This is a genomic window from Erwinia sp. JUb26 (assembly GCF_003751505.1).
Lineage (GTDB): Bacteria > Pseudomonadota > Gammaproteobacteria > Enterobacterales > Enterobacteriaceae > Erwinia.
The window spans coordinates 35061-49293 of record NZ_RJVB01000012.1 but is presented as its reverse complement, the minus strand read 5'-3'; the positions used below and the strand labels follow the sequence as shown (position 1 = coordinate 49293).

Annotated in this window: 14 protein-coding genes; 2 read left to right on the top strand and 12 right to left on the bottom strand. The window is 58.0% G+C overall.

Annotated features, from left to right (window positions below; genetic code table 11):
* Positions 1-10: 10 nt before the first annotated feature.
* From cysA to EC836_RS23335, 8 genes are all read right to left on the bottom strand, one after another.
* Positions 11-1099, bottom strand: coding sequence for a sulfate/thiosulfate ABC transporter ATP-binding protein CysA (cysA, locus tag EC836_RS23370; RefSeq protein ID WP_123337669.1), 1089 nt, complete (start codon positions 1097-1099; stop codon positions 11-13).
* On the bottom strand, positions 1089-1964 hold the full coding sequence (cysW, locus tag EC836_RS23365) for a sulfate/thiosulfate ABC transporter permease CysW (RefSeq protein ID WP_123337667.1): 876 nt from the start codon (positions 1962-1964) through the stop codon (positions 1089-1091). The genes cysA and cysW overlap by 11 nt, the downstream gene beginning before the upstream one ends.
* The gene (gene cysT / locus EC836_RS23360; protein WP_123337665.1) at positions 1964-2794 is read right to left on the bottom strand and encodes a sulfate/thiosulfate ABC transporter permease CysT; all 831 of its coding nucleotides are present in this window, start codon (positions 2792-2794) and stop codon (positions 1964-1966) included. The genes cysW and cysT overlap by 1 nt, the downstream gene beginning before the upstream one ends.
* Before the next feature lie 4 nt (positions 2795-2798).
* Positions 2799-3812: a sulfate ABC transporter substrate-binding protein gene (locus EC836_RS23355; protein ID WP_123337663.1), complete on the bottom strand. Its 1014-nt coding sequence runs from the start codon at positions 3810-3812 to the stop codon at positions 2799-2801.
* 346 nt (positions 3813-4158) lie between these two features.
* Complete coding sequence (locus EC836_RS23350) at positions 4159-5055, bottom strand: Dyp-type peroxidase (protein ID WP_123337661.1); 897 nt, start codon at positions 5053-5055, stop codon at positions 4159-4161.
* 104 nt (positions 5056-5159) lie between these two features.
* Positions 5160-5792 carry an RpoE-regulated lipoprotein gene (locus EC836_RS23345; protein ID WP_123337659.1) on the bottom strand — a complete coding sequence of 211 codons (633 nt, stop codon included), beginning with the start codon at positions 5790-5792 and terminating at the stop codon, positions 5160-5162.
* A gap of 85 nt (positions 5793-5877) precedes the next feature.
* Positions 5878-6327, bottom strand: a complete 450-nt coding sequence (locus tag EC836_RS23340; protein WP_233599401.1) for a DUF2919 domain-containing protein — start codon at positions 6325-6327, stop codon at positions 5878-5880.
* Positions 6328-6397: 70 nt separating this feature from the next.
* Positions 6398-6823, bottom strand: coding sequence for a GNAT family acetyltransferase (locus EC836_RS23335; RefSeq protein WP_105593360.1), 426 nt, complete (start codon positions 6821-6823; stop codon positions 6398-6400).
* Between the two features lie 207 nt (positions 6824-7030).
* Between EC836_RS23335 and amiA the strand changes: the two genes are divergently transcribed.
* Positions 7031-7912, top strand: a complete 882-nt coding sequence (amiA, locus tag EC836_RS23330) for an N-acetylmuramoyl-L-alanine amidase AmiA (RefSeq protein ID WP_123337655.1) — start codon at positions 7031-7033, stop codon at positions 7910-7912.
* 39 nt (positions 7913-7951) lie between these two features.
* Entirely contained in the window at positions 7952-8872 is a 921-nt protein-coding gene (hemF, locus tag EC836_RS23325; RefSeq protein WP_123337653.1) for an oxygen-dependent coproporphyrinogen oxidase, read from the top strand.
* A 104-nt stretch (positions 8873-8976) separates the two neighbouring features.
* Here the strand turns inward: hemF and maeB are convergent, their stop codons facing one another.
* The 4 genes from maeB to EC836_RS23305 form a co-directional block, all read right to left on the bottom strand.
* Positions 8977-11256, bottom strand: coding sequence for an NADP-dependent oxaloacetate-decarboxylating malate dehydrogenase (gene maeB / locus EC836_RS23320; RefSeq protein ID WP_123337651.1), 2280 nt, complete (start codon positions 11254-11256; stop codon positions 8977-8979).
* Positions 11257-11430: 174 nt separating this feature from the next.
* Positions 11431-12393, bottom strand: a complete 963-nt coding sequence (locus EC836_RS23315; RefSeq protein ID WP_123337650.1) for a sugar-binding transcriptional regulator — start codon at positions 12391-12393, stop codon at positions 11431-11433.
* Positions 12394-12566: 173 nt separating this feature from the next.
* A complete protein-coding gene (gene dhaL, locus EC836_RS23310) occupies positions 12567-13214 on the bottom strand; it encodes a dihydroxyacetone kinase subunit DhaL (protein WP_123337649.1) in 648 nt (215 codons plus the stop codon).
* 1 nt (position 13215) lies between these two features.
* A complete protein-coding gene (locus EC836_RS23305; protein WP_123337648.1) occupies positions 13216-14217 on the bottom strand; it encodes a dihydroxyacetone kinase subunit DhaK in 1002 nt (333 codons plus the stop codon).
* Between the last annotated feature and the right edge of the window lie 16 nt (positions 14218-14233).

Genomic DNA, 14233 nt, shown 5'->3' with positions numbered 1-14233 from the left:
AAGAAAAATATCAGGCGCTTTGCGCAAAGGCAACGGGTCGCAGCGGTGTATCACCATTATACAGGCGCGCCTGCTGCAGTCCGACGAACAGACGCTCGCCGCGGATCGGCGTTGACTGCTCGCCTTCCAGCACCACGGTCACCGGCTCGCTGCTCCAGCCAGCGGGCTGAACCACCAGCTGCCAGTAGTGGCCGCGCGGGCTGACTTCCAGAATCTGTACCGGCAGCGGCGTTTGCAGGCTGCTCTGGCGGCTGACGTCGATTTCCCACGGGCGCAGGAACAGCTCAACTTTGCCCTGATGCGCAGAGGCGTAGCCCAGCGGCCACTGATGTGCGCCGACGTGGAACTGCGAACCGTGAATTTCACCGTCAAAGCGGTTCACTTCACCCAGGAACTCCAGCACAAAGCGGGTGGCCGGATCGCGCCACACTTCGTCCGGCGTGCCGACCTGTTCGATATTGCCCTGGCTCATCACTACCACCCGATCGGCGACTTCCATCGCCTCTTCCTGGTCGTGGGTCACAAACACGCTGGTGAACTTCAGTTCTTCATGCAGCTGACGCAGCCAGCGGCGCAGTTCTTTACGTACCTGGGCATCCAGCGCACCGAACGGCTCATCCAGCAGCAGGATTTGCGGCTCTACCGCCAGCGCACGTGCCAGCGCCACGCGCTGTTTCTGCCCGCCGGAAAGCTGTGCCGGGAAACGACCGGCCAGATGGGACAGCTGCACCATCTCCAGCAGGCGGGTGACTTTTTGCTTAATTTCCGCCGCCGACGGACGTTCGCGTCGCGGCAGCACGGTCAGACCGAAGGCGATGTTGTCGAACACCGTCATATGACGGAACAGCGCGTAGTGCTGGAACACAAATCCCACCTGGCGATCGCGGGCGTGAACGCGGCTGACGTCCTTGCCGTGGAAGCTCAGGCGGCCGCTGTTCTGATTCTCCAGCCCGGCGATAATACGCAGCAGGGTGGTTTTTCCCGAGCCGGACGGCCCTAACAGTGCCACCATCTGCCCGGAAGGGATATCCAGGGAAATATCGTTCAGGACTTTCGTCTTGCCGAAGGATTTATTGATGTTACCGATTTCAATGCTCATTATTCCCCTCCTGTTGCAGGCGGTGCTGCTGGCTTTCTAAGCGCCACTGCAGCGCACCTTTCAGAAACAGTGTGACTATCGCCATCAGGGTCAGCAGTCCGGCGGCGGTAAACGCCCCCACGGTGTTGTAATCCTGATGCAGTAATTCTACCTGTAGCGGCAGCGTGTAGGTTTCGCCTCGCACAGAGCCCGAGACGACCGACACGGCACCAAATTCACCAATCGCGCGGGCATTAGTCAGCACCACGCCGTACAGTAGCGCCCAGCGGATGTTCGGCAGCGTGACGCGCCAGAACATTTTCCAGCCGGATGCGCCCAGCAGCACCGCCGCCTCATCTTCATGACTGCCCTGGCTCAGCATCACCGGTACCAGCTCGCGAACCACGAACGGACAGGTCACAAAAATGGTGACCATCGCCATGCCCTGCCAGGAGAACATCAGCTGTATGCTATGGGCATCCAGCCAGCCGCCCACCGGGCCATTCACGCCCCAGAACAGCAAATACATCAGACCGGCTACGACCGGCGAAACGGCAAACGGGATATCAAACAGCGTCAGCAGCAGCTGGCGGCCCGGGAAGTTAAAACGCGTCACCAGCCAGGCCAGCAGCGTACCGAACACGAGGTTGACCGGCACGACGATCAGCGCAATCAGCACCGTCAGCCAGATCGAGTGCAGCATATCGCTATCCTGCAGGTTGCTGAACGTGGCCATCAGCCCGCTGGACAGCGCTTCGGTAAAGATGGCAATCAGCGGCACCACCAGCAGCAGCAGGGAAATCAGCATGCCGAGACCAATCAGGATCCACTTGCCCCACTGAATGCGCGCGCGGCCCACGCCTTTAAATTCGCTCACATCCGCCATTAGTGGCCTCCCAGACGACGGCCAAAGCGGCTTTGTAAGGTGTTAATTGCAAACAGCAGCAGCAGCGATGCGGCAAGGATCACCGAGGCGATGGCGCTGGCCGCCGGATAATCAAATTCCTGCAGGCGCACGAAAATCATCAGCGAGGTGACTTCGGTTTTCCACGCGATGTTACCGGCGATAAAGATCACCGCGCCAAACTCGCCGAGGCTGCGGGTAAACGACAGCGCGGTACCCGCCAGCAGCGCCGGAGCGACTTCAGGCAGCACCACGCGGCGGAAGCTCTGCCACGGGGTTGCGCCCAGCGTTTCGGCCGCTTCTTCGTATTCCGGGCCTAACTCCTCCAGGACCGGCTGCACCGTGCGCACCACAAACGGGATGCTGGTGAAGGCCATCGCGACCGCGATACCCAGCCAGGTGTAAGAGACTTTAATACCAAACTGCCCCAGCCACTCACCGTACCAGCCGTTCACCGAAAACAAACCGGCCAGCGTCAGGCCGGCTACCGCCGTCGGCAGCGCAAAAGGTAAATCCATCAGGCCGTCGAGAATGGCACGCCCCGGAAAGCGGTAGCGCGTCAAAATCCACGCCATCAGCATGCCGAAGGCGGCGTTGAAGATCGACGCCACACCGGCGGCAAGCAGCGTGACTTCATAGGCCGCCACCACCTGGGGATTGGTGATCACTTCCCAGTACTGTGCCAGCGTCATCTGCGACAGCTGCATCAGCAGCGCGCTGATCGGCAGCAGCAGAATTAAGCAGGTGAAAAACAGGCTGCTGCCGAGGCTGATGCCAAATCCGGGCAGCACGCGCTTACTGGTTGCAAACATCCGCTTACCGTCCTGCCGCTAACAGCTTGTCCAGCTCGCCACCGTTGGCGAAGTGAACTTTCATCACCTCTTCCCAGCTGCCGAACGCATCGGACACGCGGAACAGATCGGTCTGCGGGAAGCGGTCTTTATGCTCGGCCATCAGCTGCGGATTGTTCACCCGATAGTAGAACTGGGTAATAATCTGCTGCGCCGGTGGCGTGTAGAGATAGTTCAGATAGGCTTTCGCCGCATCTGTGGTTTTGTTGCTCTCGGTATTTTTATCAACCCACGCGACCGGGAATTCCGCCAGAATGTTGGTCTTCGGCACAATCACTTCGTAACCGTCTTTCTCGTACTGATTGCGGATAGTGTTCACTTCCGACTCAAAGCTGATCAGCACGTCACCCAGGCCACGATCGACAAAGCTGGTAGTTGCGCCACGGCCGCCGGTATCAAATACCTCGACGTTTTTCAGGAACTGCGTCATGAATTTTTCGGTTTTGGCTTTATCTTTGCCATCGGCGCGATCCGCCGCGCCCCATGCTGCCAGATAGGTGTAGCGCGCATTACCCGAGGTTTTCGGGTTAGGGAAAATCAGTTTGACGTCATCACGCACCAGATCGCTCCAGTCGTGGATGTTTTTAGGGTTTCCCTTACGCACCAGGAAAGCCATGGTGGAGTAGAACGGTGAGCTGCTGTTCGGCAGGCGCTGCTGCCAGTCAGCCGGGATCAGTTTGCCTTTATCATGCAGCACCTGCACGTCGGTCACCTGGTTGTAGGTCACCACATCGGCCTTCAGCCCCTGCAAAATCGCCAGCGCCTGGCGAGAAGAACCGGCGTGCGACTGCTTAATGGTCAGCTTGTCACCCGGATGCTGCTCATCCCACTGTTTTTCAAACGGTGTATTCAGGGCGGTAAACAACTCGCGAGAGACATCATAAGAACTGTTCAACAGCTCCGTGGCCTGTGCGGCACCGGCAAGCAGTAACGAGAAAGCGGTCGCGCTGACTAATTTTTTCACCGTCGGTAACGTCATGTAGCACCCTGAAGAGATGGAAAGGCTTACGCCTGAAGTGCCTTCAGTTTATTTATAACCAGGGTAAAAGCTGTAACGGTTTTATATACCGTTTGGTGATTTGCAAGCAGAAAACGCTATAAGGGTGTGGAATTGATTATGCAGTGGGCGGGAATACTCTGCCGAAAAATGAGACTGGCGAGCACTGCGGTGAGTTGCATAAGCCCTTGCTCTAAAACGCCGGGACAGAAATCTCCCCGGCATCTGATAAAACGCTGTAGCCGATGCCTGCGCGGAGGCTGCAAACAACATGGCCACAGTCTTTATCCGGCGCAGCGGAAAGCAACGGTGCCGGAGGCAACACGGATTACAGCGCGGACAGCTGCAACAGCGACGGCGCGTAGAAGTAGCTGCCGGTCAACGGTTTGGTGAAGCGCAGCATCGCATCATACTTGCCGTCTGCTTCGCCAAACATGCTCAGCAGCTGCTGCTCAATGTTATACAGCGTCGCGCAGTAGGCGAGGAAGAACAGGCCGTGATCGCCGCTGGCGGTGCCGTAAGGCAGGCTCTGGCGCAAAATTTTCAGCCCTTTGCCCTCTTCCTTCAGATCGACGCGCGCCACGTGCGAGGTCGCCGGGCGGGCATCGCCCTCCAGCTCTTCATTACTCTCTTTTGTGCGGCCAATAATCTGCTCCTGCTTTTCCACCGCCAGGCGGTTAAACATTTTCAGATTGTGCTGCCAGCGCTGGCTCAATACGTAGCTGCCGCCCGCGTTCTCGCCGCTGGCGATAATCGCCACCGCTTCACGCTGCTCGCCCTGCGGGTTTTCCGTGCCGTCAACGAAGCCGCTGAGGTCGCGCTCTTCCACCCAGCGGAAGCCGTGGGTTTCTTCTGCAATACGGATGGCATCGCCAAAGGCGGCCAGCGCGGCCTGCGCCAGGCTGAAGTTCACATCATGGCGCAGCGACTGGATATGGATCAGCAGATCGCGTTGGGTAGCGGGCGCAATGCCTTTACCCAGCGGCTGGAAGTCCTTCAGCTCGGCGGTGCTGTTTGTCGGGTTGAGGTCGTTCCACAGGCCGTTGCCGAAGGCAATCACCGCGCCGAGACCGGCATCGGGATAGCGCTGCTGTAGCGCAGACAGCTGCTGAAGGAAAAGGTGGCTGCCGCGGCGGATCGCGGCAATATCGCCCTGGCACATTGCTTCAAGATAAATAGCAAAACGGCGGTGTTCTAATAAAATCCCGCTCTGGAAATCTGACATGCTGTGAACTCCTGGCTCTCAGGTTATATCTGGTCGGTTTTTACACCGGTATGATACCTGAAGCTGTCGCCAGGAGTCTGCTTAAGCGCAAGAAAAGTGGGGTTTTATTCCGCGTTCTGGCTGTGCCAGATAATTTTGCTGACCGACCAGTTTTTCAGCGTGTCATCCGCTGGCATCAGTCCTTCCGGTCCATGCCAGTCGCCGGTGAATACATAGCTGATATGCTGGCTGTTCGGCGCGCGGCACTCCACGCTCTCACGATCAGCGCCGGTGCCTTTTTTACAGGACTCGAAGGCTTTGCTGAACAGGTCGCTGAAGCGCGTACCCACTTTCACGCCGCTGTCGGTTGCCACATTCTTATCCGTCACCTCGATACGGTTAACGGCCGTGCGGCCACTCAGCTCCATCTGCACCTGCTTGCTGTCATCCAGCGCCTGCCAGAAAGAAACCACGCTGCCGTCGACCATCCGCATGCCGTTTCTCAGCGTATATTGCCCCTTCAGGCCGTCTTCAATCGCCTTCTGCTGCAGTGGTGTGCTGCCGTTCACGCTGCCAACGCCCTGCTCGGTGATCTGTAGGGAGGAGCCAAACCAGTTGACGGGATTCAGGCCGGACCATGACCAGGATACCGGATTCCACCAGGTGGACTGGCTGGCGCCGTCCGGTTGACTGCCGGATCCGGCGCAGCCCGCCAGTAAAAGAGTGGCGATCAGTAGCGCCGGGCGAAGATTATTCATTACAACTCCTGGTATCAGTAGCAAAACGTTCCGACTGGTTGGAGTCGCGGATCGCTAAAAAGTTTAACTCGCAGCGCGGATGGCGCTACTGATTTTGTTTCGGATCAAAACAGTCGACCAGCCGCCGGTGACGCCACAGGGCCAGCAGACCGAGCACATCGAGCAGGGAGACAAACAGCACCAGCGGCGAAGTTTGATCCTCCTGCTGCCACAGCGACACACCCTGCATCACCAGCATCACCGCCAGCGTGGCCATCAGCACCCAGCGCCACGCCAGCCACAGGCGCGGCAGCCGCTGGCGATAGCCAGTCAACAGCAGGCCTACCGCCGCCGGACCGCCCAGCCCGAGCCCAAGCCAGAAGCTGTGCGTGTCGGGATAAAACAGTTCCAGCAGCGCTGCCCCCTGCTGGCGTGAGGCTCCGGCCATGACGAACAGCACCCAGGTACGCGCCTGCAATAATAGAATCGCCCAGAAGCTCAGCGGCAGGCGCAGCTGGCCGCGAGCATCGTAGTCATCGGGAGTGTATTTGAGCATAGTCTTCAAGATGGTGACTTCACGGTGGCCGCCGGGCATTTCCTGCCCGGCGAAAATAAGACGGGGTTAATTAGTACTCACGATCTTCGATGAGCCGTTTACCCAGCAGCACGCTGTCAACGGTTTCGTAATCCAGTTTTTCATAGAAGCCCTGCACCGCATCATTTTCTTCCCGCACCATGACGTGGATCTTCGGGCAGCCGCGCGCGATCAGCTTCTTCTCAAGGCGGTTAATCAGCGCATTGGCAAAGCCGCGGCCCTGATAGTCAGGATGTACGCCAAGATAGTAGGCCGAACCGCGATGACCGTCATAGCCGCCCATAATTGAACCCACGATTTCACCGCCGACCACCGCCACCAGGAACAGATCCGGGTCGTGGTTCTGTTTACGTTCGATATCCATTTCGGGATCGTTCCAGGGACGTAACAAATCGCAACGCTCCCAGAGGGTAATGACTTCTTCAAAATCTTCCTGCCGAAATACGCGGATTTCCATGGGAATAGACCTAAGGTTAAGCATAATCTGCTGATTATCACGCATTCTTCTGCTGGTGCAAGCCTGACGATTGCATACGGATAAAAAAATAATAAAAACGTCATTAGCATGCTGAAATAAAAAGTAAAAAGATGAAATAGCTGACTTCTCGCCGCCCGGGCATTGTTACGATATAACAATAAGCACTTTTTGCTTCAGGATTATCTTATGAAAAAGATTCTTCAGCTCCGGCCGCTCAGCTCGCGTCGGCAGTTCATCCTTTCCAGCCTGGCACTGATGCTGATGGCGCGCAAATCCGCGCTGGCTAAGGAAGAGGATGTGACTCTCAGGGTCAGCTCCCGCCCGCAGCCCACGTCGGTTTCCCCTCATCCTCCGCGCCCGATAAGCGGAAAAAAAATCGTGATGATCGATCCGGGGCACGGCGGCATTGACTCCGGTGCGGTGGGTCAGGAAGGGTCGGAAGAAAAACATGTCGTGCTGGAAATCGCTAACCACATCCGCCATCTGCTGAGCGAGCATCCGCATATTGATGTGCGCCTGACGCGTGAAACCGACCACTTTATTCCCCTCGGCGAGCGGGTGGAGATTGCCCACCAGCACGGTGCGGATCTGTTTATGTCGGTCCACGCCGACGGCTTCACCAGCCCGGTAGCCAACGGCGCTTCGGTGTTTGCCCTCTCCAATCGCGGTGCCAGCAGCACGATGGCGAAGTACCTGTCGGAAAAAGAGAATGCGGCCGATAACGTCGGCGGTGTGGAAGCGGCGAGCAAAGATCGCTACCTGCAGCAGGTGCTGTTCGATTTGGTGCAGACCGATACCATTAAAAACAGCCTGACGCTGGGTAAGCACGTGTTAAACCAGATCCGCCCGATGCATCACCTGCACAGCCAGCACACCGAGCAGGCGGCGTTTGCGGTGCTGAAGTCGCCTTCCATACCGTCGGTGCTGGTTGAAACCTCGTTTATCACCAACCCACAGGAGGAAAAACTGCTGGGGACCACCGCGTTCCGCCAGAAGATCGCCGGAGCGATCGCCGACGGCATTGTCAGCTTTTTTAATGAGTATGATGCGGGCAGACGGATGGGCTGAGGTATACTCCGTCGGTCTTTTCGCTAAGAAGGTTAACTCATGAACGCACCTGATATCGCCGTGGTCAAACGGTTCCTGCTGGAACTGCAGGATAACATTTGCCAGCAGCTGTCCCTGGCGGACGGCAGCGCCAGCTTTACCGAAGACAGCTGGGATCGTCCCGGCGGCGGCGGCGGGCGCAGTCGCGTTCTGCGTAACGGCAGCGTTTTTGAGCAGGCCGGGGTTAACTTCTCACACGTTCACGGCGACGCGATGCCCGCCTCGGCCACCGCCCATCGCCCAGAGCTCGCCGGGCGCAGTTTCGAAGCGCTGGGCGTATCGCTGGTGATCCACCCGGAAAACCCGTACGTGCCGACCAGCCACGCCAACGTGCGCTTTTTTATCGCCGAAAAACCAGGAGCGGACCCGGTGTGGTGGTTTGGCGGCGGCTTCGACCTCACCCCGTTTTACGGTTTCGAAGAGGATGCGGTGCACTGGCATCAGACCGCCTTCGATCTGTGCCAGCCGTTTGGTGAGGACGTCTATCCTCGCTACAAGAAGTGGTGCGACGATTACTTCTACCTCAAACACCGCGACGAGCAGCGCGGTATCGGCGGCCTGTTCTTTGACGATCTGAACACGCCGGACTTTGACCACGGCTTCCGCTTTATGCAGGCGGTGGGCACCGGCTTCCTGGACGCCTATCTGCCGATAGTCGCACGCCGTAAAGGGCTGCCGTGGGGCGAGCGCGAACGCCAGTTCCAGCTTTATCGCCGTGGCCGCTATGTTGAATTTAATCTGGTCTGGGATCGCGGCACGCTGTTTGGCCTGCAAACCGGCGGACGTACCGAATCTATCCTGATGTCGATGCCGCCGCTGGTGCGTTGGGAATATGATTTCCATCCTGCCGACGACAGCCCGGAAGCCGCACTTTATCGCGATTTCCTGCCGGTGAAAGACTGGCTTAACGTGACCGAATAGCTGACTGACTGAGATAGCGGAAGGCCGACATAATTATCGTGAATTCCTTCGGCCCCCGCTTTACTTCCCTCCGAATCGTGCATCCGGACGTCTTGATTGAACGCTTACAGCGGTGCCGTCTGGGCTTCCACCACCGCCAGCGCCACCATGTTCACAATGCGCCGCACCGATGAGATCGGCGTCAGCACGTGCACCGGTTTGGCGATGCCCATCAGCACGGGGCCGACGGTCACCCCGTCCGAGCAGGACACGCGCAGCAGGTTGTAGCTGATTCGCGCCGCCTCCACGTTTGGCATAATCAAAATGTTGGCCGCGCCTTTCAGTGGGCTGTCCGGCATCAGGTCGTTGCGGATACTCTCCACCAGTGCTGCATCGCCGTGCATTTCCCCATCGATCTCCAGATCGGGCGCACGCGCCTTCACCAGCGCCAGGGTTTCACGCATTTTGCAGGCCGCCGGCGCGTCAGAAGCCCCGAAACTGGAGTGCGACAGCAGCGCCACCTTAGGCTCAATACCGAAGCGGCGCACGGTTTCCGCCGCCATCAGCGTCAGTTCCGCCAACTGCTCCGGCGTCGGATCTTCATTAACGTAGGTATCGGCAATAAAGGTATTTCCACTCGGCAGCTCCAGCGCATTCATCGCCCCGGCAACCTTCACGTCATCGCGGAAGCCAAACAGCTTTTCCACCACCGCATAGTGCTCTTTGTAGTCACCGATGGTGCCGCAGATCATCGCATCCGCTTCGCCACGATGCACCATAATGGCCCCGATTAACGTGGTATTTCCGATAACCGCGCGCTGCGCCTGCTGCGGTGACACGCCGCGACGCTTCATAATCTGGTAATACTCGTTCCAGTATTCCTTAAAACGGGGATCGGACTCGTTGTTGACCACTTCGAAATCTTTGCCGATCTCAATTTTCAGCCCCAGCTTCTGCAGGCGCATTTCGATCACGCTCGGGCGACCAATCAGAATCGGTTTCGCCAGGCCCAGCGTAATCAGCTCCTGAGTGGCGTGCAGCACCCGCGCTTCCTCACCTTCGGCCAGCACCACGCGTTTCGGATCTTTACGCGCCTGCGAGAACACCGGCTTCATAAACAGATTGGTTTTATAGACAAACTCGGTGAGCTTTTCGCGGTAGGCATCAAAATCGGTAATCGGCCTGCGCGCCACGCCGGAATCCATGGCGGCTTTAGCCACCGCCGGTGCAATCTGCACAATCAGGCGCGGGTCGAACGGTTTCGGGATCAGATACTCCGGCCCGAAGGACAGTTCTTGATCGCCATAGGCCGACGCCACGACGTCGCTTTGCTCGGCCAGCGCCAGATCGGCAATCGCGTGAACCGCCGCCAGCTTCATCTCTTCATTAATTGCCGTAGCGCCGACATCCAGCGCGCCGCGGAAGATAAACGGGAAGCATAAAACGTTGTTCACCTGATTAGGGTAATCAGAACGCCCGGTGCAGATAATCGCATCGGGCCGGACTTCCTTCGCCAGCGGCGGCAGAATTTCCGGCTCCGGGTTAGCCAGCGCGAGGATCAGCGGATCGCGGGCCATTTTTTTCACCATCTCCGGCGTCATCACTTTCGGACCGGAGCAGCCGAGGAAGATATCGGCATCGGCGATAACGTCATCCAGCGTACGCTTGCCGCTGTCCACGACCGCATAGGCCGCTTTGGTCTCGGCCATGTTGGCTTCACGCCCCTGGTAGATCACCCCTTTCGAGTCGCAGACCACGATGTTGTGCTTCTGCATCCCCAGCGCTACCAGCAGGTTCATACAGGCGATAGCCGATGCACCGGCACCGGACACCACCAGCCGCACATCTGAAATGGTCTTTTTCACCACGCGCAGGCCGTTCAGCACTGCAGCGGTACAGATAATAGCGGTGCCGTGCTGATCGTCATGGAACACCGGAATTTTCATCCGCTCACGTAGCTTCTGCTCGATGTAGAAACACTCCGGCGCTTTTATATCTTCCAGATTGATACCGCCAAAGGTCGGTTCCAGCGCCGCTACGACGTCGATAAGCTTGTCCGGGTCCAGCTCGTCAACTTCGATATCAAACACATCAATACCGGCGAACTTTTTAAACAGCACCCCTTTGCCTTCCATCACCGGCTTACTGGCCAGCGCGCCAATATTGCCCAACCCCAGCACCGCAGTCCCGTTGGAAATGACAGCCACCAGGTTAGCGCGGGCGGTGTATTTATCCGCCGCCTCTGGGTCTTCAGCAATCTCCAGGCACGGGGCGGCGACGCCGGGCGAATAGGCCAGAGCCAGATCGCGCTGCGTTGCCAGCGGTTTGGTCGGGGAAACCTGAATTTTGCCCGGAACGGGGAACTGATGAAAATCGAGCGCACTCTGTTTTAACTGGTCGTCCATTAACGCGTTCCTTTTTCTGTAGGTACAAACGTCCCAGTATAGAAGTGGCAAAGCAGAGAAAAACTTGAGGCAGTCCACATCGTTGATACTGAACGGGGGGTAAAAAAGGCGGTTCGTGCGCGAAATGTGAGGTATGAGAGCGGACCGACTGGTTCAGTCCGCCGTAGCAGCAGGTTATTTGGTCATATTTAACAGGGTGCGGATATTCTGCGCCGTGGTGGCGATAATATCGATGGCCCCGGTGCGCAGCGCGCCGAGGATCGCCATCGCCTTGGTATTTTCCGACGCAATCGCAATCACGCAGGGGATCTTGCGCAGCTCGTCGATGCTCAGGCCAATCACCCGATCGTTCATCACCGTATCCACATGCTGGCCCTGCGCATTAAAGAAGTCGTATCCCGCGACATCACCGATAACGCCCTGATTCAGGCTGGCGTCGATAATTTCATGAGGTGTAAACCAGCCAAGCTTCACCATATAGCTGTTTTCGTTCATGTCGCCGATGCCCACCAGCGCCACATCCGCCTTGCGGGCGCGGTCCAGCGTCTCTTTGATGGTGCCATTTTGCATAAAGGCGTCTTTCAGCGCGCGGTTTTCCACATACGCCGGGGCGTACAGCGTTTCGCTGATACCGCCGAACTTTTTCGCCAGCCGACGGCTGATATGGTCGGCGTTAATCGCGTCACCGGGGCGATGAGTACCGCCGATACCGCTGATAAAGTGGCAGTTACGGGTTGGTACGCTGCCGGGATGATCGGCAACGGCAGCCACGTTGCGCCCCTGTCCTACCGCCACCACCGCGTTATCTTTTAAGTTTTGCGAAAGGTGCATGGCGACCAGCGCCGCGACCTGTCGCCGCTGCTCTTCGTCGTCATGATGATCGAGTGCGATCAGCGCGCGCTGCAGCGAAAACCGCTCAAGCAGCTGCTGCTCCAGCCGGGTACTGAACACCGGGTGATAGCGCACGTTAATCTCAACGATGCCCTCTTCCTTCGCACGCTTTAACAGACGCCCGACCTTAATGCGTGAGATACCAAACTTTCGCGCAATCTCTTCCTGGGTAATCTCGTCCTGATAGTAAGCGACGGCAATTTCCGTCAGCAGTTCGGTATCCTGAGATAGCGTGTTTTTTTCCATCCGGGCAGTCGTCTCTCTGTCTGAGTCGGGCTGTTTGGGCAGGATTATTCCTGCCGCAATCGATGTCAATGATCGCATAAGAAGCGGTATTCAGCCGCTCCCGATGCACGTGACGGGCTGCTAATTTATACCATTTTACGGCACGAGCAGGTCGGATTTTTCTTGCCGTACCGTCAGGCCGTCTCCGCCAGCAGCTGCTGTTGAGCGCTGGCCGCCATCTGCTCCAGCAGCAGGCAGCAGGATACCGCACCGGCATCCAGCACGCCGCGTGAACGCTCGCCCAGACGGCTGGCGCGGCCAATTTTCGCCACCAGCGCTTTCGTTGAGTCGCGCCCCTGGCGGGCAGCCTCGCGGATCGCCTGTAGCATGATTGGATACCCTTCAGACGACCGGCGTTCCGCCGTCTCCACCGCCGGGATCAGCGTGTCCATCAGGCACTTATCGCCCACACCCGCCTCGCTGATATCCTGCAGTTCGGTCAGCCCCGCACGCAGCATAGCGGCAAAATCATCGGCCGTCAGGGCAGATTTACTGCGAATATTATCGGCCATCCCCATAAAGAAACTGCCGTACAGCGGCCCCATCGATCCGCCAATCCCCTCCATTAACGCGTCGGAGAGCGTATCAAACGCTTCGGCCAGCGACTGCTGCTCGTTAAGCTTTTCGCCACAAAGACTAAAGCCTTTCGCCATGTTGATGCCGTGATCGCCATCGCCGATAGCGCCGTCAATTTCGCTCAAATAGTCACGATTGCCTTTTATTACCGTCACCAGCTCGCTGACCAGCAGGCTGCCGTGCTGCGTTGAAAGTTGCGTCATCATCTTATTCTCCCAGCGTCAGGCCGGGTGCCTGAGTCGGCAGGTCAACCAGCTTTTTTAGTTCATCATCCAGCGTCATCAGCGTCAGCGTTACGCCCATCATTTCCAGCGAGGTAAAGTAGTTGCCCACCAGCGCAAGATGGACACGAATGCCTTTCTCAGCCAGCAGTTTTTCCACCTCCGCGTAGTAGATATACAGCTCCATGACCGGCGTAGCTCCCAGGCCGGAAACCAGTACCACCACCTCCGGCGGCGGCGAGACGGTCTGTTCGGCGAGCACGAAGTTCAGCATGGTGGCAGCCATCTCTTTTGCGCTCTGCGTCGGGATCACTTCAATGCCCGGCTCGCCGTGGTGGCCAATACCAATCTCCATTGTGCCCGGTTCGATATGGAAATTGGGCTTGCCCACCGCCGGAATGGTGCAGGAACTCAGGCCAGCGCCAATTGAACGGCAGCGATCGATGGCCTTCTGCGCTACGGCGATCACGCCATCCAGATCGTACCCCTGCGCCGCGGCCGCCGCGCCGACTTTCCACATCAGGATTTCGCCCGCCACGCCGCGACGCCTTTCGATTTCGCTGACCGGCGCGGATGCCACGTCGTCATTCGCCACCACGGTTTTCACCACGATCCCGGCGGCGGTGGCTTTTTTCATCGCCATCTTAACGTTCATGTTATCGCCCGCGTAGTTGCCATAAAGGCAGGCCACGCCCGCACCGCCGTCCGCCGCCTTAAATGCATCGAGGAAGGCACCGGCCGTGGGCGAAGAGAACACCTCACCGATCGCCACCGCATCCAGCATGTTTTTTCCCACATAGCCAAGGAATGCCGGCTCATGGCCAGATCCGCCGCCGGTGACGACGCCGACCTTACCCGCAATCGGGGCCTGCGGGCGCTTGAGCACCCGCGGGTTGTCGGTGGCCTGGTAGATGCCCGGATGGGCTTTCAGATAGCCCTGAATAGCGTCCTCTACAACATAATCAGGATCGTTAATAATGCGATTCATCTGTCACTCCTGTTAG

Excerpts from the sequence above, each read along its gene's own strand:
- cysW (WP_123337667.1), bottom strand. The coding sequence starts at position 1,964 with ATGGCGGATGTGAGCGAATTTAAAGGCGTGGGCCGCGCGCGCATTCAG.
- EC836_RS23345 (WP_123337659.1), bottom strand. The coding sequence starts at position 5,792 with ATGAATAATCTTCGCCCGGCGCTACTGATCGCCACTCTTTTACTGGCG.
- EC836_RS23305 (WP_123337648.1), bottom strand. The coding sequence starts at position 14,217 with ATGAATCGCATTATTAACGATCCTGATTATGTTGTAGAGGACGCTATT.
- EC836_RS23315 (WP_123337650.1), bottom strand. The coding sequence starts at position 12,393 with ATGGAAAAAAACACGCTATCTCAGGATACCGAACTGCTGACGGAAATT.
- dhaL (WP_123337649.1), bottom strand. The coding sequence starts at position 13,214 with ATGATGACGCAACTTTCAACGCAGCACGGCAGCCTGCTGGTCAGCGAG.
- cysA (WP_123337669.1), bottom strand. The coding sequence starts at position 1,099 with ATGAGCATTGAAATCGGTAACATCAATAAATCCTTCGGCAAGACGAAA.
- hemF (WP_123337653.1), top strand. The coding sequence starts at position 7,952 with ATGAACGCACCTGATATCGCCGTGGTCAAACGGTTCCTGCTGGAACTG.
- EC836_RS23355 (WP_123337663.1), bottom strand. The coding sequence starts at position 3,812 with ATGACGTTACCGACGGTGAAAAAATTAGTCAGCGCGACCGCTTTCTCG.
- EC836_RS23340 (WP_233599401.1), bottom strand. The coding sequence starts at position 6,327 with ATGCTCAAATACACTCCCGATGACTACGATGCTCGCGGCCAGCTGCGC.
- amiA (WP_123337655.1), top strand. The coding sequence starts at position 7,031 with ATGAAAAAGATTCTTCAGCTCCGGCCGCTCAGCTCGCGTCGGCAGTTC.
- EC836_RS23350 (WP_123337661.1), bottom strand. The coding sequence starts at position 5,055 with ATGTCAGATTTCCAGAGCGGGATTTTATTAGAACACCGCCGTTTTGCT.
- cysT (WP_123337665.1), bottom strand. The coding sequence starts at position 2,794 with ATGTTTGCAACCAGTAAGCGCGTGCTGCCCGGATTTGGCATCAGCCTC.
- EC836_RS23335 (WP_105593360.1), bottom strand. The coding sequence starts at position 6,823 with ATGGAAATCCGCGTATTTCGGCAGGAAGATTTTGAAGAAGTCATTACC.
- maeB (WP_123337651.1), bottom strand. The coding sequence starts at position 11,256 with ATGGACGACCAGTTAAAACAGAGTGCGCTCGATTTTCATCAGTTCCCC.